Origin of the sequence: Labrenzia sp. VG12, assembly GCF_002237595.1 — a bacterium.
Classification (GTDB): Bacteria; Pseudomonadota; Alphaproteobacteria; order Rhizobiales; family Stappiaceae; genus Roseibium.
Window position 1 is genome coordinate 1,151,325 of sequence record NZ_CP022529.1, and the last position, 22,615, is coordinate 1,173,939.

Annotated in this window: 21 protein-coding genes; 17 read left to right on the plus strand and 4 right to left on the minus strand. The window is 59.9% G+C overall.

The features are described 5' to 3' along the window. Positions 1–49 precede the first annotated feature (49 nt). Positions 50–391 carry an iron-sulfur cluster insertion protein ErpA gene (erpA, locus tag CHH27_RS05245; RefSeq protein ID WP_094070649.1) on the minus strand — a complete coding sequence of 114 codons (342 nt, stop codon included), beginning with the start codon at positions 389–391 and terminating at the stop codon, positions 50–52. Between the two features lie 154 nt (positions 392–545). Here erpA and CHH27_RS05250 point away from each other — a divergent pair, with 154 nt between their 5' ends. The 3 genes from CHH27_RS05250 (at position 546) to CHH27_RS05260 (ending at position 6,294) form a co-directional block, all read left to right on the plus strand. Next, positions 546–1,763 carry a deoxyguanosinetriphosphate triphosphohydrolase gene (locus tag CHH27_RS05250; RefSeq protein ID WP_094074534.1) on the plus strand — a complete coding sequence of 406 codons (1,218 nt, stop codon included), beginning with the start codon at positions 546–548 and terminating at the stop codon, positions 1,761–1,763. A gap of 96 nt (positions 1,764–1,859) precedes the next feature. After that, positions 1,860–3,629 (plus strand): arginine--tRNA ligase, encoded by a 1,770-nt coding sequence (gene argS, locus CHH27_RS05255; RefSeq protein WP_094070650.1) that lies wholly within the window; start codon positions 1,860–1,862, stop codon positions 3,627–3,629. A gap of 208 nt (positions 3,630–3,837) precedes the next feature. Next, on the plus strand, positions 3,838–6,294 hold the full coding sequence (locus tag CHH27_RS05260) for an SPOR domain-containing protein (protein ID WP_157738717.1): 2,457 nt from the start codon (positions 3,838–3,840) through the stop codon (positions 6,292–6,294). A 48-nt stretch (positions 6,295–6,342) separates the two neighbouring features. On the opposite strand, the gene CHH27_RS05265 is transcribed toward CHH27_RS05260, so the two are convergent. Next, complete coding sequence (locus CHH27_RS05265; RefSeq protein WP_094070652.1) at positions 6,343–7,260, minus strand: LysR family transcriptional regulator; 918 nt, start codon at positions 7,258–7,260, stop codon at positions 6,343–6,345. A gap of 129 nt (positions 7,261–7,389) precedes the next feature. Here CHH27_RS05265 and CHH27_RS05270 point away from each other — a divergent pair, with 129 nt between their 5' ends. Further along, positions 7,390–8,313, plus strand: coding sequence for a DMT family transporter (locus CHH27_RS05270; RefSeq protein WP_094070653.1), 924 nt, complete (start codon positions 7,390–7,392; stop codon positions 8,311–8,313). Positions 8,314–8,321: 8 nt separating this feature from the next. Here CHH27_RS05270 and CHH27_RS05275 read toward each other — a convergent pair whose 3' ends face one another. Then, positions 8,322–9,341 carry an esterase family protein gene (locus CHH27_RS05275; protein WP_094070654.1) on the minus strand — a complete coding sequence of 340 codons (1,020 nt, stop codon included), beginning with the start codon at positions 9,339–9,341 and terminating at the stop codon, positions 8,322–8,324. 117 nt (positions 9,342–9,458) lie between these two features. Between CHH27_RS05275 and nagZ the strand changes: the two genes are divergently transcribed. The 11 genes from nagZ to CHH27_RS05330 all read left to right on the plus strand — a co-directional run bounded on the left by nagZ (position 9,459) and on the right by CHH27_RS05330 (position 19,429). Further along, entirely contained in the window at positions 9,459–10,478 is a 1,020-nt protein-coding gene (gene nagZ / locus CHH27_RS05280) for a beta-N-acetylhexosaminidase (protein WP_094070655.1), read from the plus strand. A gap of 11 nt (positions 10,479–10,489) precedes the next feature. Continuing rightward, entirely contained in the window at positions 10,490–11,329 is an 840-nt protein-coding gene (locus CHH27_RS05285) for a ScpA family protein (protein ID WP_094070656.1), read from the plus strand. Positions 11,330–11,384: 55 nt separating this feature from the next. Beyond that, a complete protein-coding gene (gene scpB, locus CHH27_RS05290) occupies positions 11,385–12,020 on the plus strand; it encodes an SMC-Scp complex subunit ScpB (protein ID WP_208988899.1) in 636 nt (211 codons plus the stop codon). Further along, positions 12,020–13,159, plus strand: coding sequence for an ABC transporter ATP-binding protein (locus CHH27_RS05295; protein ID WP_094070658.1), 1,140 nt, complete (start codon positions 12,020–12,022; stop codon positions 13,157–13,159). Before scpB ends, CHH27_RS05295 begins: the two co-directional genes overlap by 1 nt. Positions 13,160–13,286: 127 nt before the next feature. Beyond that, a complete protein-coding gene (locus tag CHH27_RS05300) occupies positions 13,287–13,511 on the plus strand; it encodes a twin-arginine translocase TatA/TatE family subunit (RefSeq protein WP_094070659.1) in 225 nt (74 codons plus the stop codon). Positions 13,512–13,552: 41 nt separating this feature from the next. Beyond that, positions 13,553–14,005 (plus strand): Sec-independent protein translocase protein TatB, encoded by a 453-nt coding sequence (gene tatB, locus CHH27_RS05305; protein WP_094070660.1) that lies wholly within the window; start codon positions 13,553–13,555, stop codon positions 14,003–14,005. Then, positions 14,002–14,802, plus strand: a complete 801-nt coding sequence (gene tatC, locus CHH27_RS05310; protein ID WP_094070661.1) for a twin-arginine translocase subunit TatC — start codon at positions 14,002–14,004, stop codon at positions 14,800–14,802. Before tatB ends, tatC begins: the two co-directional genes overlap by 4 nt. Before the next feature lie 70 nt (positions 14,803–14,872). Then, complete coding sequence (gene serS, locus CHH27_RS05315; RefSeq protein ID WP_094070662.1) at positions 14,873–16,153, plus strand: serine--tRNA ligase; 1,281 nt, start codon at positions 14,873–14,875, stop codon at positions 16,151–16,153. Positions 16,154–16,307: 154 nt separating this feature from the next. Next, positions 16,308–17,066 (plus strand): 5'/3'-nucleotidase SurE, encoded by a 759-nt coding sequence (gene surE, locus CHH27_RS05320; protein ID WP_094074535.1) that lies wholly within the window; start codon positions 16,308–16,310, stop codon positions 17,064–17,066. Between the two features lie 20 nt (positions 17,067–17,086). After that, positions 17,087–17,779, plus strand: coding sequence for a protein-L-isoaspartate(D-aspartate) O-methyltransferase (locus tag CHH27_RS05325; RefSeq protein WP_094070663.1), 693 nt, complete (start codon positions 17,087–17,089; stop codon positions 17,777–17,779). A gap of 240 nt (positions 17,780–18,019) precedes the next feature. Next, complete coding sequence (locus tag CHH27_RS05330; protein WP_208988583.1) at positions 18,020–19,429, plus strand: M23 family metallopeptidase; 1,410 nt, start codon at positions 18,020–18,022, stop codon at positions 19,427–19,429. Between the two features lie 54 nt (positions 19,430–19,483). Here CHH27_RS05330 and CHH27_RS05335 read toward each other — a convergent pair whose 3' ends face one another. Further along, positions 19,484–20,356: an ATP-binding protein gene (locus CHH27_RS05335; protein ID WP_094070665.1), complete on the minus strand. Its 873-nt coding sequence runs from the start codon at positions 20,354–20,356 to the stop codon at positions 19,484–19,486. A gap of 243 nt (positions 20,357–20,599) precedes the next feature. Between CHH27_RS05335 and yajC the strand changes: the two genes are divergently transcribed. Beyond that, positions 20,600–20,935 (plus strand): preprotein translocase subunit YajC, encoded by a 336-nt coding sequence (gene yajC, locus CHH27_RS05340; RefSeq protein ID WP_094070666.1) that lies wholly within the window; start codon positions 20,600–20,602, stop codon positions 20,933–20,935. Between the two features lie 67 nt (positions 20,936–21,002). Further along, positions 21,003–22,613, plus strand: coding sequence for a protein translocase subunit SecD (gene secD / locus CHH27_RS28275; protein ID WP_094070667.1), 1,611 nt, complete (start codon positions 21,003–21,005; stop codon positions 22,611–22,613). Positions 22,614–22,615: the final 2 nt, after the last annotated feature.

A 22,615-nucleotide genomic window follows, 5' to 3' on the forward strand; every position in this document is an offset into this window, starting at 1 on the left:
GGGTTGCCTCGGCAATGAGGGAGCCGGGGCAACCGGCAGGGTAGGGCGTTCAGATGGTAAAGCTCGTGCCGCAGCCGCAGCCCGCCACCGCATTGGGGTTGTTGATCTGAAAGGACTGGCCAATCAGATCATCGACAAAATCGATCTCCGATCCGCCCATGTATTGTAGTGAAATGGAATCGATCAGCACGGTGGCACCCGGATTTTCGATCACAAAATCGTCGTCCTCGCGGCTATCCACCACGTCATATTTATATTGCAGCCCGGAACATCCGCCGCCTTCGACGCTCACCCGCAGCATGCTGCCGGAGGCTTCTTTTGACAAAATCGCGGCGATGCGCTTGGCAGCGCGGTCGCTGACTGTTACTCGACTTTCAAGTGTTTCGGTCATGTTTTACCGACTCGTTAGAGGCCCCGGCCCGGCGGGACACATAAACCTGATCTGGACAGATAAGTATGTTTTGGAACCGCCCGCGTCAATGCAGAGACATTGGCCATTGCGGCGCCGCAACCCTCAGGACGCTCCTGGCGAGGGGATGAAGAAGATGACCGTGGATATCGGATTTGGGGCGCAGGCCCTGGCAGTCTACGCGCAAAATCCCTTTGAGAGCAGGGGGCGGCTATTCCCTGAACCGGAAAGCCCGACACGGACCCCCTTTCAAAGGGATCGGGATCGGATCATCCATTCGTCCGCATTCAGACGTCTGAAACACAAGACCCAGGTTTTCGTCTATCACGAGGGAGATCATTTCCGCACGCGGCTGACCCACACGATCGAAGTGTCCCAGATTGCGCGATCCCTGGCCCGGGCGCTCCGGCTCGACGAGGATCTGGCGGAATGTCTCGCGCTCTCGCATGACCTCGGGCACACGCCATTTGGTCATGAGGGTGAAGACGTCATGCATGAGTGCATGGCGCCCTTTGGCGGGTTTGACCACAATGCCCAGTCACTTCGCGTGGTCACACATCTGGAGCAGCGTTACGCCGAGTTCGACGGCCTTAACCTGGCCTGGGAGACGCTGGAAGGCCTCGTCAAGCACAACGGTCCCTTGCTGGATCCGGATGGTGCCCCGCTTGGAAAGTTCAGGAACAGCGAATTGCCCTTTGCAATTCGAGACTATGCGGCTCGTCAGGATCTCCTGCTGTCGACCTGGCCGAGTGCAGAGGCGCAGGCCGCCGCGATTGCCGATGATATTGCCTATGATGCCCATGATCTGGATGACGGTCTGAGGGCGGGCCTGTTCGCCATCGAAGACATGCGTGAAGTCCCGTTCCTGGCCGACATTCTGAGCGAAGTGGACGGGAAGTATCCCGGCCTGGAGGAAAGCCGTCGCATTCACGAGATCGTACGCCGTTCAATCACGCGCATGGTTGAAGACGTGATCCGTTTCGGCATGCAGAACCTGGAGGAACTGACACCCAAATCTGCAAATGACATTCGAATGGCAGGTCGTTGCCTGGTCGGTTTCTCGGATGCGATGACGACTGCGGAGAAGGAGGTCAAACGGTTCCTGTTCGCCCGGGTCTATCGGCACGAGGATGTGCTCGCGGTCCGTCGACTTGTTGCGCGTGTTGTCCGGGATCTCTTCACGCGGTTCATAAGCGAACCGGACCTCATGCCCAAACCCTGGAATGTCGGTCTGGAGAACCTCGGTGGAGAGGCAACAGCGCGTCGTGTCTGCGACTACATTGCCGGCATGACGGACCGGTATGCCATTGAAGAGCACCGCAGATTGTTTGACGACACTCCTGATTTGGGGTAGGCGCTTGGCAATTAAAACGCCCTGTGGCGCCGGAGGCTGGTCCTTCGCAGCGCACGGGGAGTTTGTGTTTGAACGGCCAAACCCGATCGGTGCTCTATGAATATCTTTGCGGACTTCACGCAACGCGTCAAAAATATCCTTCAAGATCTTGATTTAAAAGATACCAATGGTGTCGCGCCGAATCTTTCCCGTGTGGTGGTCGAGGCACCCCGCGATCCGGCACATGGCGATCTGGCTACAAATGCAGCCATGGTCCTGGCCAAGTCGCTCGGCATGAAGCCCCGCGATCTGGCCGAGCAGCTGGTCGCGAAGCTGAATGCGGACGAAGACGTGACCGAAACGACGATCGCGGGCCCGGGCTTCATCAACATGCGCGTTGCACCTGCCGTCTGGCACCGTGTCCTGACCAGTGTCCTTGAGGCTGGCACACGGTTCGGAGCGCAGGAAAAGGACAATCCGCGCAAGGTCAATGTCGAGTATGTTTCGGCGAACCCGACCGGTCCCATGCATGTCGGTCATATCCGCGGCGCGGTCGTTGGGGACGTGTTGGCAAACCTTCTGGAATTCGCCGGCGATGAAGTGGTCAAGGAGTACTACATCAACGATGCCGGTTCTCAGATCGATACGCTCGCGCGCAGCGCGTTCCTGAGATATCGCGAGGCGCTTGGCGAAGACATCGGTGAAATCCCGTCAGGATTTTATCCCGGGGACTACCTGGTTCCGGTGGGAGCGCTGCTCAAGGAAGAATTCGGCACGTCCCTGAAGGACAAGGACGAAAACGAGTGGCTGCCGCTCGTAAAAGAGCGTGCGATAGCGGCAATGCTCGATCTGATCCGGGAAGACCTGGCCACGCTCGGTGTTACGCATGAGGTGTTTTATTCCGAAAAGACCCTGCATGAACGGAGCGATGCCAACGGATCCAAGATTGATCACATGCTGGACACCCTGCGTGACAAGGGCTTGGTCTATCAGGGCACGCTGCCACCGCCCAAGGGGCAGGTTCCGGAAGACTGGGAAGACCGGGAACAGACCCTGTTCAGAGCAAGCGACTTTGGCGATGACACCGACCGGGCCTTGAAGAAGTCCGACGGTTCCTACACCTACTTTGCCGCGGACGTCGCCTATTTTCAGGACAAGTTCGAACGCGGTTTCAGTGAAACCATCTACGTGTTGGGAGCCGATCACAGCGGCTATGCCAAGCGTCTGCAGGCGGTTGGCAAGGCGGTCTCTGACGGCAAGACGGATGTGATCGTTCGTTTCTGTCAGTTGGTCAAGCTCATGCGCGACGGTGAACCGGTCAAGATGTCGAAGCGTTCGGGAGACTTTATCACGCTGCGCGAAGTCGTTGACGAGGTCGGTCCCGATCCGGTCCGGTTCATGATGCTGTTCCGCAAGAACGATGCGCCGCTCGATTTCGACTTCAAGAAGGTCACCGAGCAATCGAAGGACAATCCGGTATTCTATGTCCAGTACGGGCATGCAAGATGCAGGTCAGTCTTGCGGCGGGCCATTGAGGAGACGTCTCTTGAGTCGATAGACGACACTGAGCTCACGGGTGCTGATCTGGCTCTGCTGGACGACAGCGGAGAGCTTGAGCTCTTCGCGAAACTTGCAGAGTGGCCGAAAGTTGTAGAAGCGTCAGCTGAAACACATGAGCCGCACAGAATCGCCTTTTATCTGCACGAGCTCGCAAGTTCTCTGCAAGGTCAGTACAACAAAGGCTACGATTTGCCGCATTTACGGTTTATTCAGGACGGTAACTTGAAATTAACCCTAGCGCGTCTTGCTTTGGTTCGTGCAGTATCTCTGGTGCTCGCTTCAGGATTATCGATTCTCGGTGTGAATGCTCCTGAAGAAATGCGATAGACTATTCGCGGCTGCCAGAGACAAAGTTGGTTTCTAAGAGTGCCGAAGTGGACCGGTTTTCGTAAAGCTCATGTCACAAGACTACGAAACAAAGCAATCTGATTTGCGCGCTTCCCGGGATGAACCGGGGGGCGACCGTCCGGCTGAGGAGGATCCGTTGGTCGAGCTCGCGCGAATTGTCCACAAGAACAAGCAATCGGGGGCAAATGTGAGCAGTGGCCGCGTCGGCAGCACGGACTATTTCGCTGGACTTGAAGATGTAGCCGTTGATCCGGTTGCGCCCGCCAATCCCGATCAGGTTCGTCAGGAACCGACCTTTGCACCTGTCGCACCGGTAGTCGCAGCTCCAGTTGCACCGGTGGACGAGATCCCGTCTCCTTCGGAACCGATTGCCCCGGCAGATCCAACGCCCCCGGGGCTGTCCCTCGGAGATCTTGCCCAGGCCTCTCAACCGACGGCAACACCTGAACCTGGGCAATCGTCTCACGTGTCCTCGCTCTGGCCGGACATTCATGCCAACGAGCCTCGGGAGACAGCCGCCGCGCCAACGCACGCGCCTGTAGCACCTGCTGAGCCGGAGGCGCCGCTTCGGGAAAACTCGCCCGGCCACGTAGCCCCCTTTGAACGTGTTGCGGCAAACGATCAGACCAGCCTGTCGCCGACCCTGTCGATCGATCTGGAGCAGAACCTGACGGCTGAGCTGGAAGATGAACTGATCGGTGCTTTGCGTCAGTCCGTCGATGACACTCAGCCGGTGTCCACGCCGCAGCCGACGGCACCCAGTGTCGACAGTCGTCCGGAACAGTCCGGTTTTGCCGGGCTGCCCGATTCGTTCGGCCAGGAGTTCGAGGCTGGACTGCAGCAACATTCACCCGAGGTTTTGCCCGCAGACAGTTATCGTGTCGAGCCGGCACCGGCGCCGGCCCCGGCCCCTGCCGTATCTGTTCCGGCTTCGGAAGTGATCAGGCCTGCGGAAACACAGCCGGGGAGCACCCCCTTTCCGTCAGCCGTGAACGAAGCTGCGGCAGCGTCCTCGCATGCCACATCATCATTCGCTCCGGAGGAACCACGCACGACGGTTCCCGGTTTCAACGAACCTGTGCAGCCGGTCGAGCCGGTGTCCCCTGAGACTGCGTCTCGGCCTCGCATTGACGAGAATGATCTGTTTGCAGCCCTGAATCCGGCGGCAGCTGCACCGACGGTCAGCGAACCCGTCGCTCCTCAGCACGGATCAGGTGAACCTGCAGGCATAGACGCGTTGTTTGCAGATCTCGACTTTCCGCCTCCGGGCGACCGCAACGCAGCGCCGTCACCCACGGTTCAAGAGCCGACGCCTGCGCCTGCACCCGAACCCGACCCCCTGGCTGGGGCGTCTGACATCGATGACATGACATGGCCAGCGGCGGCCGCTGAGGTTCCTCAGACGGACGAGGAGGACGATACGCCTCCGCCGCCCGAAGGTTATGACCTGGATGCGGTTGCCAGGGCAATGCAGGAAAGCGATCCGAGCCTGACCGGTGCCGGAGTGTTGCCGCCGCATTCGGCCGCCGAGAAGGAAGCTGTCCCGCAGGCGAAAGAAAAGTCGCGCCGCGGACTGTTTGTTGCCGCGGGCGTGATGGGCGTTGCCGTTCTTGGCGCAGCCGGGTTCTTCCTGGTCGACGGAGACGGGGTGGTTGTGCCAAGTGGCCCGCCACCGGTCATCAGCGGTCTGCAGGAACCGCTCAAGATCTATCCTGAAGAAAGCCCGGCACCTGCCGATAGCCAGACGACTAAGATGATCTACGACCGGGTTAACGAGAACAACGGATCGGCACCGTCCAATCTGGTTCTGCCCGAGACACCGCAGCCCGCTGAACTGCCCCCTGCACCGGCCGGTACCAATAACGGTGCAGAGCTGGTTCCAGGGGCTCCCAAGCGTGTGCGTACGGTCATAGTCCGCCCGGATGGTACGATCGTTTCTGAAGATGATCCGGCGACGCCAGCAGCAGCTGTTCCAGCACCGGCCACAACGCCGGCGCCTGCTACACCGGAACCTGCAGCACCTGCTACTCCGGCCAATAGCGACGCCTCACGGGTGGTGGCGACGACGCCGATAACAGGTACAGCTGAGCCAGTGGCGCCAGCTGCGACGCCTGAACCGGCTGCGCCAACCCCTGCAGTTTCCGAGACGCCGGCAATCGTCGCCGGAACAGGAGAGCCGACAGCTGGACAGACCGATGCGCAGCCGCCTGCGGAAATTGTTAGCGTTACACCGCGCAAGAAACCGAATGCGCCGGTACAGGTGGCAAGCGCGCCTCCTGTGGCGACAACACCTGCACCCGCAGTGCAAAATAGTGGTCCGCTCAACCTGAACCAGACAGCCAGCGCACCGGCGGCAACACCTGCACCTGCCGGCAATACGGGAACGATTGCCTCCGGGACCTACATCGTTCAGGTCACGTCGCAGCGGTCTGCCGCCGCCGCGTCTGACGCCTATTCAGGTCTGCAGCGGCGGTTCCCGGCCATTCTCGGCAATCGCAACGCCGTTATCGTCGCCGCCAATGTCCAGGATCGAGGCGTGTTCTATCGTGCGCGTATTCCAACGACGTCTCGCGACGAAGCGATTTCGCTCTGTGAAAACCTTCAGGCTGCCGGGGGCGACTGTTTCGTTCGCAGGCAGCCGTAGAAGAACTCGGCAAGACGACGTGAAACGCCGCCCTGGAGCGGCGTTTTTCTATTCGGCCGCCGCCAACGGGACAGTTGGGTTTTGTCCTTGCAGCAGCGGTGCCATCGAACGGTAGATTGTTGCGATGGCATCCATGGCCGTTCGCACTGCCGGCTCGCGCCGCAAGTCCCGGTGAACAATGATGTGTTCCGCATTTGTGAGTTCGGGAAGCGGCTCGGTCAGCCGGACCAGGGCAGGGTTCTGATCGCCCATGAACACAGGCAACAGGGCAAGGCCGACACCGGCCTGGGCCATGTTCATCAAGGTGGTCATGGTGTTGGAACGCAGTTTCGGTCTGTCCTGCAAACGTGTCTCCAGCCACCGCATGTGAGACGGGTACCAGAGATCGTCCGGTGCAAATCCAAGCCAGTTGCAGGCAAAATAGCGCTCGTCGCTGTGGGCTGCCGGATTGTCTGCCACATAGCGGGCCGACCCGTAGACCGCGTAGGCGAGGTCCCCGATTTTCCGGGCGATTAGGGTATCGGTTTCCGGCAGGCAATTGCGGATCTGCAGTTCGATGCTGCGCGACTGGTGGTTGACATGCAGGTGACTGGAAATGAGTTCCAGCTCTATGTCCTGCATCAGGTCGGTAAGCTCGGCAAACCGGTCGGACAGGACACGCGCGCGGACTTCATCAACCGCAACCCTGACAACTTTCAGCGCTGAACCGGACAGATCCGGCAGAATACGACTGGCGGCTTCCGCGTTCTTGCGCATGTCGTCGGCAAGCGGGATCAGGCGCAAACCGGCTTCGGTCGGCTTCAGACCAGTCGGCGTCCGGTCAAAAAGCCGCGCTCCAATCCTGTCCTCAAAATTCTTCAGCCGCCGGCTCAGTTGCGGCTGACTGATGTCCAACGAGCGCGCAGCGCCCGAGAGTGATCGCATGCGGGCGGCGGCATCAACAAGTTTCAGATCATCCCAGTTCATGTCCAAGACATACCGAAATGCAGCGGGATGGGCAATGCTATGCGTTTTTGCATGCCCTGCATCTCAAATTCACGGCTGTGGCGGCGTTCTCACACCTGTTAGGAGGGGGGCGAAAAGGAACACCAATTCATGTCCGTCAGTTCGACCTATCGCAGACCCGAAAACACACCTGTTGCGTTGCTTCTGGCGCTTGCTGGCATGTCGGCGTTCACACCGATCTTTGCTGCCGGCAAGATCGCCGACGGCCTGCTGCCAGTCGCAGTTCTGGTCTGGCTGCGTTTCCTTGGGGGAGCGGTGACCATCCTGTCGGTTGCGGCCGTTCGGCAGACGCCGGTGTTTTCACGTGTCAGCGGACTGTGGAAACTGCATTTGTTACGGGCAATCTGTGGTGTCGGCGGGCTGGGCTGCTCGATCTATGCCGCCAGCGTTTTGCCGTTGGCGGACGCAACAGCCATCGGTCTGACAAAGGGGATCATCGCCATTGTCATGGCGGGTCTGATCCTGAAGGAGCTGATCACAGGCCGTCACTGGCTCGCAGGCGGTTTGTGTGCCGTCGGTGCCTACCTGGTGGTCCAGGCGGCAGAAAGTGGCGGCGGATATGGCAACCTGGCCTTCGCCGGTGTGGTCGCGGCCCTTGCCGGTGCCGTGTTCATGGCGTCAGAAGCGTTGATCATGCGCTATATCGCGCAACGCGAGGATACGGTCACGATCCTGGCCTACGTGAACGTGTTTGCAGCCGTTCTGTTGACCGGACCTGTCCTCTGGTTGATAGCGGAGCAGGGGATCTCGTGGCAGTCGCTTGTCTTCTTTGCCTGGATGGGGCCTTTGGCGATCCTGGGACAGTCCTTGAATATCTCGGCCTACCGGCGGGCAGGGGCGGCAACGCTGGCGCCGGTCTATTATGGCACGGTGGTCCTGTCCGCGCTGTTCGGCTACGCCTTTTGGGGCGAAGTTCCCGCGCCGGTCGCAGTCCTTGGCGCTGCGCTGATTATTGCAGGCGGTGCTGTCCTGACGGTCCCGAACCCCTTTGCCCGGTCCCCTCGGGCCAGTTGACCGCGTCTTCAGTCCTCTGCCAGAAGCCGGTTCACAAGGAAGGGCAGGCTCTCGTCGAGCCGGTAGTCGATCGAGGAATGGTTGTCGGCAAATTCCTGGTAAACATGTTCGACGCCGGCGTTTTCAAGCTTCCGGTGCAGGCGTCTTGCGCCGTAGACCAGATTGTACTGATCGACATCACCACATTCGAGCCAGAGGCCCTTCATGGATTTCAGGGCGTCGATGTGGTCATCGACGATGTGAACCGGGTCCCAGGCCAGCCAGGCGTTCCAGCGATCTTCGATGATTTCACAGGTCTCCGGGTCGACCGGCAGGCGGATCCCGCAAAACACATCCGGGTCCGGATCGGGATCGTAGGTTGCTGCCATGGCGAAGGTCATGAGGTCGTGCAGGGCGTTTCCGGAATATTTAGGGCCCTTCTCGAAATCCTTGACGAAAGCTTCGATGGAGCCGGCTTTGGCAATGGCGCGCAGGGCGCTCGGCATCTCGGGCAGATAACAGAGCTCAAACGCCATGTCGCCGGAATGGCAGGCAGCGGCCGACCAGATATCCGCATGTTTCATGGCGTGGATGATGGCGCCATAGCCGCCTGACGACTTGCCGAACAACCCGCGTTTTCCGGTACCGCCGCACTTGAACCGGCCTTCAACCTCTTCCAGAAACTCCGTTGTCAGCCATGTGCCCCAGGGGCCCATGGCATCGCTGTCGATATACTGGTTGCCGCCAAGGCGCGTGAAACAATCGGGGAAGGCCACCACGACAGGCGGCAGGTCGCCGTCATGAATGAGCCGGTCGAGTCGTTCCGGAACGTTCTCGCCAAAGTTCTTCCAGTTGACATGGGCTGGCCCTCCGGCCGTGAAGCCGACGATATCCACCAGCAGAGGCAGGCCACTGCCGTCATGTCCGTGCGGCACGTAGACCACGATCTCGCGGGTTGCCGTATCCCCCAGCCGGTTCCGCCCAAGGATTTCAGATCTATGGGAAAACCGGTGCAGGCTGCCGGCCGGAATGTCGAGACGCGCGCGCATATGGGGCTCCAATCGGGTCAGATACGTCAGGCACTAGAAAGCAAGTTCGCGGGCGGGGCGCAAGGGCGGCCCGGAGCATTTCTTGACGGGGTAGGGCGCGGCGGTTAATCCGGTTCCATGACCAAAGCCTTTGTCTCCGGCTGTGCCGGCACTCGTCTGACTTCCGACGAAATTGCATTTTTCAGGGACGAACAGCCCTGGGGATTGATCCTGTTTGCCCGCAACATCGAACATCCGGATCAGGTCCTGGAACTGACGCAGACTTTCCGGGAGGCCGTTGGTTGGAAGGATGCTCCGGTTCTGGTCGATCAGGAAGGCGGACGGGTACAAAGGTTGAAGCCGCCACATTGGCGGAAATACCCGGCCCCAAAACTGTTTGGCGACATGTTTGAGACTGACCAGGGGGCGGCCCTCAAGGCGGCGTGGCTGGGCGCGCGCCTCATCGCCGAGGATTTGCGACGTGTCGGGATCACTGTCGACTGTCTGCCCTGTCTGGATGTGCGCTTTGAAGAAACGGTGGATGCGATCGGCGACAGGGCGACGTCCTCGGACCCCGACATTGTCGCGAGGTTGGGCAGGGCCATGGTGGATGGCGCGATTGCGGGCGGCGTGTTGCCGGTGATCAAGCATATCCCGGGCCATGGCCGCGCTCAGGTCGACAGCCATCTGGAGCTTCCGAGGGTCGACGCACCCCATTCTTCTCTGGAAAGCGTGGATTTCCGCCCCTTCAAGGCACTTTCCGACGTGTCATTGGGGATGACAGCCCATATTGTATACGCAGGGATTGACCCGGACCGGGCCGGGACGCAGAGCGCAAGGGTCATTGGCGATGTCATTCGTGGCGAGATCGGCTTCAACGGCTGTCTGATGAGTGATGACATGTCGATGAAGGCACTTGGTGGCGATTTCGGTGATCGCTCGCGCAAGATCATCGAAGCCGGCTGCGACATTGTCCTGCATTGCAATGGCGACATGGCGGAAATGCGCGCTGTTGCGGACGTGGTCCCGGAACTGAGGGGTTTGTCGCGGGAACGCTGTGACCGCGCCTTGAGTGGCCTAAGGGTTCCGGAAGATGATTTTGACGGTGAGAAGGCCTGGGAAGAATTCCGGTCCCTGACCGGTTGGCAAGGGGTTTGACCAAAACGGCCATGGCGGAGCTTGAGAGCAACAAGCAGGACTTGGGAGACGGCTCCTATGATCTTCTGAGCACGGTCAGCTCGGGAGAGGATCGCACGAGTTCGGATCCCCAACTGGTCGTGGACGTCGAGGGTTTTGAAGGTCCGCTCGACTTGCTGCTAGGGCTTGCGCGCACTCAAAAGGTCGACCTGGCCCGCATTTCCATCCTGGAGCTGGTCGAACAATATCTTGAATTCGTTGCAGAAGCCCGGCGAATGCGGCTGGAGCTTGCCGCTGACTACCTGGTCATGGCGGCCTGGCTGGCATTCCTGAAATCGAAACTTCTCCTGCCTGAACAGCGCGATGAGGATGAGCCGACGGGCGAGGAACTGGCTGCGGCACTTGCCTTCCGCCTGCGCCGACTGGAAGCGATGCGTGAAGTCTCCGAAAAACTGATGGCGCGAAGCCGTCAGGGCAGGGAGGTCTTTCACCGCGGCGCGCCGGAGACCATGTCCGTGGAGCACAAAAGCATCTGGGACGCATCGATCTACGACCTGCTTTCAGCCTACGCCACCCAGCGCCAGCGCCAGTCGGTGACGTCCGTGCGGGTGCTCAGGCGGACGGTCTGGTCGCTCCAGGAGGCGCGCGAACTGCTCACCAAACTGGTCGGACGGGTCAGCGAATGGGCGCCTCTGAATGCCTATCTCCGGGACTATCTATACGACAACAAGGATTGGGCCACGATTGTTGCCAGCACCTTCTCCGCCAGCCTGGAAATGGTGCGCGAAGGTCAGGTCGAAATTCGGCAGGGCGAACCGTTTTCACCCGTCTATATCCGCTCGGTAACGCAGGAGCAGGATCACGGTGTCTGAAAGAGATCTTTACGACGATCTGCCCAGTGAACAAACCACAGATGACACGCCGGATATGGCGGGCATGCGCATGGTCGAGGCCCTGTTGTTTGCGTCTTCCGAACCCCTGTCGCTGGAGGAGCTGACACTGCGGCTGCCGGATGGCACCGATGTCCTGAGCGTGCTGGAAAGCCTTCAAGAGACTTATGCGACGCGCGGCGTCAATCTTGTACGGGTGGCCGGCAAGTGGTGTTTTCGGACCGCGGAGGACCTTGCCTACCTGATGCACCGCAATGTCGAGGAGCAGCGCAAGCTGTCCCGTGCGGCCCTCGAAACACTTGCGATCATTGCTTATCATCAGCCGGTCACGCGGGCAGAAATTGAAGAGATTCGCGGTGTTTCCACCTCCAAGGGCACGCTGGATGTCCTGCTGGAGACAACCTGGATCCGCATGCGTGGACGCCGGCGAACACCAGGGCGTCCGGTGACTTACGGCACCACGGAACAGTTTCTGGTCCATTTTGGGCTGGAAACGGTCAAGGATTTGCCGGGCCTGGAAGAGCTGAAAGGGGCCGGTTTGCTCGACAGCGCAGTACCGGCGTCCTTCATGGTACCGACGCCGAATGACGATGTCGCATTGACGGAAGAGGAAGATCCTCTAGAAGACGGGACTCTGTTTGACGACGACACGGATGAACCCGCCGGAGCCTGATGCCTGATCATTTGAAGAAGAGTTTTTCAAGCGGCAACGGCCATCCGCTGAGCTGGGGGGCACCAGGATCCGCCAGCGCGACCTTTGCGGCCGGGCTCGTGTTCGAGAATGTCTCCCATGACTACGACGGTGTTGACTCGGTCAAGGACCTGAGCCTGTCGATTGCGCCGGGTGAAATCCTGTGTCTGCTAGGTCATTCGGGTTGTGGCAAAACCACGTTGATGCGCATTGCGGCAGGTGTAGAGCGTCAAAGCCGGGGCAAGGTCCTGATCAACGGACGGGAAGTTGCCGGTCAGGACCATTTCATGCCGCCGGAAAAACGCGGCGTTGGCCTGATGTTCCAGGACTATGCACTTTTTCCGCATATGAGCATCCTGGCCAATGTCATGTTCGGCCTCACCGGTGTGCCCCGCAAGGAAGCCAAGGCAGCGGCCCTGAGTGCGCTTGGGCGTGTCGGGCTGGCCGATTATGCCGCCGATTACCCTCATGCCCTGTCGGGCGGAGAGCAGCAACGCGTCGCACTTGCGCGCGCGCTGGTGCCGCGTCCGGGCATTCTGTTGATGGATGAACCGTTTTCGGGTCTCGACAAAAGGTTGCGTGACAATGTCCGTGACGAGACCCTTGCGGTGATCCGCGAGACCAGGGCGACCTGCATCATCGTCACCCACGATCCGGAAGAGGCCATGCGCATGGGCGACCGCATTGCATTGATGCGGCGCGGGCGCCTGGTGCAGAGCGGCACGGCGGCTGATCTCTATAACGCTCCGGTTGACCTGTTTGCGGCGCGGTTCTTCTCCGAACTCAATCAGCTGGAAGGCAAGGTGAGTTCAGCCGGGATCGAGACACCCGTCGGAGTTCTTGAGGCTTCGGGCCTTTCGGAAGGACAACAGGTCGATGTCTGCATCCGACCGCAGGGAATCGTTCTGAATGCCGCGGGGCTTTGCGGTGTGCCTGGACGGGTCCGCTCAAAACGGTTTGTCGGAGAGGTCGATCTGCTGTCGATTGTTGTTGATGGCCTTGACCGCCCGCTTCAGGCGCGTGTGCGCGCTGGATGCGAATGGAACGAGGGAATGGACGTCGCGGTGACCACTGATCCGAAAGACGTGCTTGTCTTTCCAAGGCAGGCTTCCCAATTTTAAGGAAGACTGCCCGGCTTAGCATTCCGTCTAAGTGCAAGAAATGATCTTCTCAGGCATGTTGCAGGGAGAAGGCCGTTTTTGTAAAAGGGCCACAGGGCTTTAAAGCCAATTATCAGGAGTTTGGCGTATGGGCATTAGTATTTGGCAGATCTTGATCATCGCAGTGGTGGTGGTTCTGCTCTTCGGACGCGGCAAGATTTCCGAGCTTATGGGTGATGTTGCCAAGGGAATCAAAAGCTTCAAGAAAGGCATGGCCGAAGACGACACTGCCGACGCGCCGAAGACCATCGATCATCAGGCCAGCGAATCGGCACCGTCCGCAAAAGCTGAAGATCAGACCAAAGCGAGCTGATCTTAATCTGCGTCGCGTCTCCTTAAGGGACGAAACATCTCATGTTCGATATCGGTTGGACCGAACTTTTGGTGATCGCCTGTATCGCGATCATCGTTGTGGGGCCAAAAGACCTGCCGCGCATGCTGCGCACGCTCGGGCAGACGATGGGAAAGATGCGCCGCATGTCGCGTGAATTCCAGTCGACCTTCAACGACGCCTTGCGCGAGGCGGAACAGCAGGCGGACATCGCCGACATGAAGAAGCAGGTCGAAGAGGCCGCCAACTTCAATCCGCTGGGCGACCTGAAGAAGTCGATCGAAGAGGACGCGGTCAAGAAACCCGCGGCCAAGGACACGGAAACGGCAAAACCTGCTGCCGAGGACAACGGATCAGCGGAACCGGCCGCGCCCGGTCCCTCTGCACCGGTGACACCGGCTGAGACGACTGCTGCACCAGTCGAGCCTGAAACCAAACCGGCAGCAAAACCGGTGTCGGAAGATGTGAAGGCATGAGCCAGGAAGATATCGACGCCTCGAAGGCGCCTCTTATCGAACATCTCATTGAGCTGCGCCAGCGGCTGATGTGGTCTATCGCGGCCATCCTTGTGATGTTTGTCGTCTGCTTCTATTTCGCGACCGATATCTACAACATCCTGACGGTTCCCTATCTTCGGGCCGCGCCGGATCCGGATGCGGTGCAGATGATCTTTACCGCACCGCAGGAGTGGTTCTTCACCCAGCTCAAGCTGGCCCTGTTTGGCGCTCTTTTCCTGGCGTTCCCGGTGATCGCCAGCCAGATCTACATGTTTGTGGCTCCCGGCCTTTACAAGAATGAACGCGGCGCTTTCCTGCCGTTTCTGGTGGCGACACCCATCCTCTTTCTGATCGGGGCCTGCCTCGTCTATTTCCTGGTCATGCCGATGGCGATGGGGTTCTTCCTGTCCCAGGAACAGCTGGCGCGGGAAGGGCAGGTCGCCATTCAGCACCTTGCCAAGGTGAGTGAGTATCTCGGCCTGATCATGATCCTGATCTTTGCCTTCGGCCTGGTGTTCCAGTTGCCGGTGGTGCTGACGCTTCTGGGACGCGCCGGTCTGGTGACGGCCGACGGGCTGAAGAGCAAGCGTAAATACGCCATTGTCGGTGCCTTTGCCGCTGCTGCAATTTTGACACCCCCGGACCCGATCTCGCAGATCGGTCTTGCGCTGCCCACGCTGCTTCTCTACGAAGTCTCCATTCTGTCTGTCAGACTGGTGGAGCGCCAACGCGCGGAGCGGGAAGCCGAGCGCGAAGCGGAAGACGCCGCGGCCTGATCCCGGCATCTGATCCTTCTCCGGACGGCAGACGGAAGCAACAGCAACGACCGTCGTTCGGAAAGCGAAGATGTTTGATATTAGATGGATACGGGAAAACCCAGACGCATTTGACCAGGCCCTGGCCAAGCGGGGCTACGAGGCCTCAGCCGCCAAGCTGATTGCGCTTGATGAGTCCCGTCGCTCCCATATCACCAGGCTTCAGGAAGCTCAGGAACGGCGCAACGCGGCGTCGAAGGAAATCGGCAAGGCGAAGGGGGCGGGCGACGACGCTCGTGCCCAGGAGCTGATCGAGGAAGTCGCCCAGATCAAGGCCTTCATCCAGTCAGGCGAAGAGGAAGAGCGAAAGCTGGTTGCCGATCTTGAGGCAGCCATGGCGGTGATTCCCAATTTGCCCCATGACGATGTGCCGGTCGGAGAGGACGAAGCCGACAACGCGCTTTTGAAAACGCATGGCGACAAGCCGACTTTCACCTTCAACGAGGCTCCGAAAGAGCACTACGAGTTGGGAGAAGCGCTTGGCGACATGGATTTTGCCGCCGCCGCCAAACTCTCCGGGTCGCGCTTCGTGGTGCTGAAAGGCCAGATTGCTAGGCTTGAGCGGGCGCTCGGCCAGTTCATGATCGATCTGCATACCCAGGAGCACGGCTATACCGAAGTCTCGCCGCCGCTGCTGGTCCACAGCGATCCGCTCTATGGCACCGGGCAGTTGCCGAAATTTGGTGAGGATCTCTTCAAGACCACAACGGATCACTATCTGATCCCGACGGCGGAAGTGCCGCTCACCAATCTGGTCGCCGGCGAGATTCTGACCGAGGACCAGCTGCCGCTGCGGGTCACCGCCTTGACCTACTGTTTCCGCTCCGAGGCTGGATCCGCCGGCCGCGACACCCGAGGCATGCTGCGCCAGCACCAGTTCCTGAAATGCGAGCTGGTTTCGGTGACGCGGCCGGAAGAGTCCCTGGACGAACTGGAGCGTATGCTTGGAAGCGCGGAGAAGGTGCTGCAGAAACTTGGCCTGCATTACCGGGTCATGACGCTTTGCACAGGCGACATGGGCTTCGGCGCCCGCAAGACCTATGACATCGAAGTCTGGCTGCCGGGGCAGGACACCTATCGGGAGATTTCCTCCTGCTCGGTCTGCGGGGATTTCCAGGCCCGGCGCATGAATGCGCGTTACCGGCCGGCGGATGCCAAGCAAACAGTGCATGTGCATACGCTGAACGGTTCGGGAATCGCGGTTGGCCGCGCCCTGATCGCGGTTCTGGAAAACTACCAGAACGCAGATGGTTCGATCACCGTGCCGGACGTGTTGCGGCCCTACATGGGTGGTCTTGAAAAAATCGGTTAGACGCCTGGCGCGGCCGACTGGAAGAGCTGGTGTCTCGCCAGTTTTTTGAACCTCAAGGGCGGCAATCGGATCGATTGCCGTCCTCTGCATTTAAAGAAAGACCGGGTCTTTCGCCATGACGCGCAGACCCGAAACCAATTTGGAGCAATCCGCCATGCGTATTCTGATCACCAATGACGACGGCATTCAGTCGCCGGGGCTTGCCGTTCTGGAATCGATTGCCAGGACCTTGTCCGACGATGTCTGGGTCATTGCCCCTGAAACCGATCAGAGCGGCGTTGCCCATTCTCTAACCTTGAGCGACCCGCTTCGCCTGCGCCGGATCGACGATCGTCATTACGCCCTGAAAGGGACGCCGACGGATTGTGTGATCATGGGGGTGCGCAAGGTTCTGCCCGGATTGCCGGATCTGGTCCTGTCCGGCATCAACCGTGGCCAGAATCTCGCCGAGGACGTCACCTATTCCGGCACCGTTGCCGGTGCAATGGAAGGCGCGATCCTGGGAATCAGGTCGATTGCGGTGTCACAGGCCTATAGCTGGGACGTTCGCTCTGAACCGGACTATTCGACAGCCGAGGCTCATGCACCGGAGCTGTTCAAGCAGTTGATCGACTTTCCGCTGCCACCTTACACCTTGCTCAACGTCAACTTTCCGGCATGCTCCGCGGACGAGGTCAAGGGGGTCAAGGTCACGGTGCAGGGGCATCACGAGCAAAGTGGCCTGTCCATCGAGGAGCGCCAGGACGGGCGCGGCTATCCCTATTATTGGCTAAGGTTCCAGGATCGCGGCAAATCCGTTCTTGATAATTCGGATCTTCAGGCAATTGCCGATGGATATGTCTCCGTTTCGCCGCTACGCATAGATCTGACAGCCCACGATCTGGTCACCCAGCTCGCCGGGGCGCTGCAGTAAAGCCGAAGACGGAGCAATGCATGGCCGGACAAAGGCCGGGCGGGGAATCGGGAGAAGGTCCTGTCGGTTTGCCGGACGAAGCCGAGGCGCGCGCAGCCCTGACACTTGCGTTGAGGCAGCGGGGTGTTGGTGCGCGCGACGTCCTGACGGCTATAGAGAGGGTGCCGAGGCGTCTGTTCCTGTCTGCGCGCCATCATGGCCTTGCCTATGAAGACACGTCCCTGCCGATTGAATGCGGTCAGTCCATTTCGGCGCCGTCGCTGGTTGCTTTCGCCGTTCAATCACTGGGCCTTTCGAAAGACCATGCGGTTCTGGAAATCGGAACCGGGTCCGGTTACCAGGCCGCCGTCATGGCGCATCTGGCCGCACGCATCGAGACCCTGGACCGGTTCGCCACGCTCAAGGACCTCGCGGCAAGGCGGTTTGCCGCACTCAAACTTGAAAACGTGAAAGCCCGTCAGGCCGACGGGTTTGACGGCTTGAAGCAAAAGGGACCATTCGACCGGATCATCGTGACGGCGGCCGTCGAGACGATCCCGGACAGCTGGGTGCAGCAGCTCAAACCCGGCGGCTACCTGCTGGCACCTGTCGGCAGCTCAAAGCAGGTCCAGTCTCTGATCCGGTTCCAGAAGGCCGACGGCGTCATGACCGCGGAAACGTTGATGTCGTTGCGCACGGTGATGCTTCAGCCCGGTGTCGCCAAGATGCTGTGACCTCAAGCCGCCGGCCGATTCTGAAAATGGTATCGGGATATCGGTAGCCGGACTGGTATCACACTCGAATTTACTATGAATTCGGGCGTCAGTGGCGACCTGACTCTGCTTCACTATTGAGAAAACCGGGTTTTTCGGGAATTAGGGCGCCGGCCTTTAGCCTTTATAAACCTTACTGCCGTCTACTCTTAACCATAACAGCCACAGTTAGCGGTTTGAGTTTAGGCGATGACAAAGCGGATGCGTACCCTCCGCAGGGACATGATGAGCAAAGTGGCCACCGTTGCATTGGTGGCAGCTGCTCTTGCGGGATGTTCGAGTGCCAGCGAGCGTTTTGGAGAACCTCCCTATTACACGGGCAACACCCAAAACCAGCGTGAAATTCTGAATGGCGCGCACAAGCAGCCGACTTACCAGGACATCGCCAAGGGGCCGGGTGGCACGCCTGCCGGGTTGCCGCTAGCCTCATCCGCGCCGGTGACCACAGCGTCTGTTCCCGTTTCGACACCCAGGGTCCAGGCTGCTCCCTTGCCTGCAGCTCCTGCGCCGAGCGCAGTGCCGGTGAAAGCGGCTCCCGTCGCAACCCTGCCGGCCCCGGAAGTCGCGCGAAATGCAAAAAGCTGGAAGGGCTGGACCTCTGCAGGTGGTACGCGCGTGCAGATGCGTCAGGGCGACAGCCTGAATTCGGTTGCCCGCCGCTATGGTGTGCCGATCCAGGCCCTGGTTGCCGTGAACGGTATCGAGGACCCGACGAAAGTCCGTCCGGGTCAGAGCCTGATCATCCCGACTTATGTTTATGCCGACAACAACGGTCACTCCAGTACGACGGAAGGCGAGAGCCGTCGGGTGAAACTGCCCAAGGTGGCAACGAACGAAACGATCACGACCAGTTCCATTCCGACGACAGTTGGCAGTTTGCCTCGTCCTGAAGGAAAGCCGGTCAGTCAACCCAGCTTTGCCGATATCAGTCGCGGCGAGGTGACGGTTGAGAATGTCGAGATCATCCGTGTCAGTACGCTGCCAAAGCGCAAGCCGGGCGGATCTTCGCGGCCCCTCACAACTGCATCGATCCCGAACGCTGCACCCGCTTCCCAGATCCCGACACCCCGCAGGCAACCTGCTGCGCCGGCATCTTCGGTTGCTGCGGCGCCGTCCGGAACCGTTGAGACAACCAGCCTTCCGGCACCGGCCCTGACCAGCGAAGCCAAGCCGACCGAGCCGATCAAGACACCGACGACCGTTGCCAGCGTTCGCGAAGACAGTGCCACGACGGCCCAGTTCCGCTGGCCGGTGCGCGGGCGGATCATTTCCGATTTCGGTGCCAAACCGGGCGGTGGCCGCAACGAGGGTGTGAACCTGGCTGTTCCCGAGGGGACGGCCGTGCACGCAGCTGACGACGGCACGGTGATCTATTCCGGCAATGAGCTGAAAGGTTACGGCAACCTGATTCTGGTCCGTCACAGCGATGGCTGGGTTTCAGCCTATGCCCATAACAGCGAGTTGAAGGTCAAGCGCGGTGATGCGGTTCGCCGAGGCGACGTTGTGGCCCTGGCCGGGGCGACCGGGTCTGTCACGCAGCCGCAGGTGCATTTCGAATTGCGCAAGGGCAACAAGCCGGTCGACCCGCTGAACCATCTGCCCCGACGTTGATCAAAAGAATCGAAAAGCTTCGAGCCCGGCCATTGGCCGGGCTTTGTTGTTTGTTTAGTCTAGCGTCTTGCCCAGCCGGCCGGCGAGGTCCTGAATGAACTGATAGGCCACCCGGCCGGAGCGGCTGCCCCGCGTCGTCGCCCATTCAAGCGCCCGGGACCGCAAGTCGTCTTCGGCCATGTCGAGCCTGAAATGCTCGGCATATCCGCGCACCATGTCCAGATAGTCGTCCTGGCTGCATTTGTGGAACCCGAGCCAAAGACCGAACCTGTCCGACAGGGACACTTTCTCTTCCACCGCTTCGGCCGGATTGATGGCGGTGGACCGTTCGTTCTCGATCATGTCACGCGGCAGGAGGTGACGGCGGTTCGACGTTGCGTAGAAAATGACGTTTTCCGGTCGGCCTTCAATGCCACCTTCCAGAACCGCTTTCAGCGACTTGTAGGACGTGTCGTCGTTGTCGAAGCTGAGATCGTCACAGAAGACAATGAACCGATGCGGAGCGGATCGGATCGCGGTCATGAGTTTCGGCAGGGATTCAATGTCTTCCCGGTGAATTTCGATGAGCTTGACGTCGGAGCGGCCAGCCTCCTGGTTGACGGCTGCATGAGCGGCCTTGACCAGGGAGGATTTACCCATGCCGCGCGCACCCCAGAGCAGGGCATTGTTGGCTGGGAGGCCGTTTGCAAAGCGCCTGGTGTTGTCCAGAAGGAGGTCACGCACATGTGAAACGGCGCAGAGCAGGGTGATTTCGACCCTGTTGACCTTGCGCACCGGCTGAAGGTCGCCGGGGTCCGGGACCCACACAAAAGCATCGGCTTCGGTCCAGTCGATTTGCCGCGGAGCTGCCGGCACGGCGCGGCTGATCAGCTCCAGAAGGGAATCGAGCTTGGCGTTCAAGGCTGTGATGTCGTTTTCAGCACTCATTCTTCTTGCATGCCCTGTCAAAAAGGCCCATGTGAGGCCCTGAGATAAGTCGTGGCAGGAGTATCACGGTGGCTGACGGGCGAAAACGCCAGTTATTCCCATACCGGTACGCCGGAAACTGCTTGCAAAGCTTGAAATGAGGCGCGCCGCCGCTATAGTCCGCGCGACCAGAACAAGAGCGTTTTCCCGGAAACTGTCATCTAGGCAGACCGGAACAGGAAGGCGCCCCCTTAGGAGTACTACATGTTCATCACCCCAGCTTATGCGCAGGCAGCCGGTCCGGCAGGCGCTTCCGGTTTCTTGATCCAGATCCTTCCGTTTGTTGCGATCTTCGCGATCATGTATTTCCTGATCATCCGGCCGCAGCGCACGCGGATGAAGCAGCACCAGGAAATGGTTGCCAACCTGCGCCGTGGCGACACCGTCGTGACGACCGGCGGTCTGATCGGCAAGGTCTCCAAGGTCGTCGATGACGGCGAGATCCAGGTCGAGCTGGGAGAAGGCGTGAAGGTCCGTGTTGTCCGCTCCATGGTGCAGGAAGTGCGTTCCAAGACCGAGCCGGCGAAAGACAACGGCTGAGACCGCGACATTCCGATGATTTGCCGGGCCGGTGTTTGACCGGCCTGGCCGCTTTTAAGGCTTGACCATGCTCTATTTCGCCCGCTGGAAGATCGCTCTGATCCTGCTTGTGGTTGTTGCAGGCATCATAACGACCCTGCCGAATTTCTTCTCTGCCAAACAGCTTGAAAGCTGGCCGGACTTTCTGCCGAAGAGCCAGATGGTTCTGGGTCTCGATCTGAGGGGCGGTGCCTACCTTCTCTACGAGATCGACCAGAAAGACTACATCCAGAAGCGGATGAAACAGCTGGAGGGCGACATCCGTTCGACCCTGCGCGAGGATCCGAGGATCGGCTACACCGGCCTGGGCGTTCAGGGCGAAGCCACGCAGGTCCGGATCCGGGATCTCACGCGTCTGGCGGAAGCGGAAGAGCGACTGGAGCCCCTGGTCAATCCGCTTGTCACCAATCTGTTTGGTGGCCAGCCCGTCAACGAATTCGAGATGACCGTCAATGATGATGGTCTCGTCCGGTTCACCTATTCCGAACAGGGCCTTCAGGACCGCATGACCAACATCGTGCAGCAGTCCATCGAGGTTATCCGCCGTCGTGTTGACGAACTCGGCACCACGGAACCCAGCATTCAGCGCCAGGGCAGCGACCGCATCCTGGTCGAAGCGCCGGGCGAGGACGACCCGGAGCGTCTGAAAGATGTCATCGGAACGACCGCCCAGTTGACGTTCCACATGGTCGACACGTCCATGTCAGGGGAACAGGCGCTGCAGAACCGGCCACCTCCGGGAACAGTGGTCATGATGTCCGTGGACGATCCGCCATTCCCGTATCTTCTTGAAGAAGCACCGCTTCTGGGCGGGGATGATCTTGTCGATGCACAGGTCTCCTTCGACCAGCGTTCCAACGAGCCTGTGGTGAACTTCCGCTTCAACCAGTCCGGTGCCCGCAAATTCGCTCTGATCACGCAGCAAAACGTCAATCGCCCCTTTGCGATCGTGCTCGACGAAGAAGTGATTTCCGCGCCCGTCATCCGCGAACCGATCACCGGTGGTTCCGGTCAGATTTCTGGAAACTTCACGGTCGATAGCGCAAACGATCTTGCTGTCTTGCTGCGGGCAGGCGCTCTGCCGGCAAAGCTGACCGTGATTGAGGAGCGGTCCATCGGCCCGGGCCTCGGCGCCGACTCCATCGAGGCCGGACGGATTGCCTCGATCATTGCAGGCGCCGCCGTGATTGTCTTCATGATCCTGGCCTATGGCCGTTTCGGTTTGATTGCTGACTTGGCGCTGTTGTCGAACATCTTCCTGATTTTCGGGGCGCTAACCTTGCTTCAGGCCACGCTGACATTGCCCGGCATTGCCGGCATCGTCCTGACCATCGGTATGGCGGTGGATGCCAACGTGCTGATCTTTGAGCGAATACGCGAGGAATCGAGGGCAGGGCGATCGGTGATTTCAGCCATTGATGCCGGCTACAGCCGGGCGCTTGGCACCATTCTTGATGCCAACATCACCACGCTGATCGCGGCCGTCATTCTGTTCCAGCTCGGTTCCGGGCCCGTGCGCGGCTTTGCCGTGACCCTGGCAATCGGGATCTTCACCACGGTCTTCTCGGCCTTCACCTTCAGCCGGTTGCTTGTGGCTCTGTGGATCCGCCAGCGCCGTCCGTCCAAATTGCCGATTTGATC

Bases quoted from the DNA above. Each gene is read 5' to 3' on its own strand.
- CHH27_RS05265 (WP_094070652.1), bottom strand. From the start codon at position 7,260: ATGAACTGGGATGATCTGAAACTTGTTGATGCCGCCGCCCGCATGCGA.
- CHH27_RS05285 (WP_094070656.1), top strand. From the start codon at position 10,490: ATGGCGGAGCTTGAGAGCAACAAGCAGGACTTGGGAGACGGCTCCTAT.
- tatC (WP_094070661.1), top strand. From the start codon at position 14,002: ATGAGCCAGGAAGATATCGACGCCTCGAAGGCGCCTCTTATCGAACAT.
- surE (WP_094074535.1), top strand. From the start codon at position 16,308: ATGCGTATTCTGATCACCAATGACGACGGCATTCAGTCGCCGGGGCTT.
- CHH27_RS05275 (WP_094070654.1), bottom strand. From the start codon at position 9,341: ATGCGCGCGCGTCTCGACATTCCGGCCGGCAGCCTGCACCGGTTTTCC.
- yajC (WP_094070666.1), top strand. From the start codon at position 20,600: ATGTTCATCACCCCAGCTTATGCGCAGGCAGCCGGTCCGGCAGGCGCT.
- CHH27_RS05335 (WP_094070665.1), bottom strand. From the start codon at position 20,356: ATGAGTGCTGAAAACGACATCACAGCCTTGAACGCCAAGCTCGATTCC.
- CHH27_RS05330 (WP_208988583.1), top strand. From the start codon at position 18,020: ATGCGTACCCTCCGCAGGGACATGATGAGCAAAGTGGCCACCGTTGCA.
- argS (WP_094070650.1), top strand. From the start codon at position 1,860: ATGAATATCTTTGCGGACTTCACGCAACGCGTCAAAAATATCCTTCAA.
- nagZ (WP_094070655.1), top strand. From the start codon at position 9,459: ATGACCAAAGCCTTTGTCTCCGGCTGTGCCGGCACTCGTCTGACTTCC.
- CHH27_RS05295 (WP_094070658.1), top strand. From the start codon at position 12,020: ATGCCTGATCATTTGAAGAAGAGTTTTTCAAGCGGCAACGGCCATCCG.
- CHH27_RS05325 (WP_094070663.1), top strand. From the start codon at position 17,087: ATGGCCGGACAAAGGCCGGGCGGGGAATCGGGAGAAGGTCCTGTCGGT.
- scpB (WP_208988899.1), top strand. From the start codon at position 11,385: ATGGCGGGCATGCGCATGGTCGAGGCCCTGTTGTTTGCGTCTTCCGAA.
- serS (WP_094070662.1), top strand. From the start codon at position 14,873: ATGTTTGATATTAGATGGATACGGGAAAACCCAGACGCATTTGACCAG.
- secD (WP_094070667.1), top strand. From the start codon at position 21,003: ATGCTCTATTTCGCCCGCTGGAAGATCGCTCTGATCCTGCTTGTGGTT.
- CHH27_RS05250 (WP_094074534.1), top strand. From the start codon at position 546: ATGACCGTGGATATCGGATTTGGGGCGCAGGCCCTGGCAGTCTACGCG.
- CHH27_RS05270 (WP_094070653.1), top strand. From the start codon at position 7,390: ATGTCCGTCAGTTCGACCTATCGCAGACCCGAAAACACACCTGTTGCG.
- CHH27_RS05300 (WP_094070659.1), top strand. From the start codon at position 13,287: ATGGGCATTAGTATTTGGCAGATCTTGATCATCGCAGTGGTGGTGGTT.
- erpA (WP_094070649.1), bottom strand. From the start codon at position 391: ATGACCGAAACACTTGAAAGTCGAGTAACAGTCAGCGACCGCGCTGCC.
- tatB (WP_094070660.1), top strand. From the start codon at position 13,553: ATGTTCGATATCGGTTGGACCGAACTTTTGGTGATCGCCTGTATCGCG.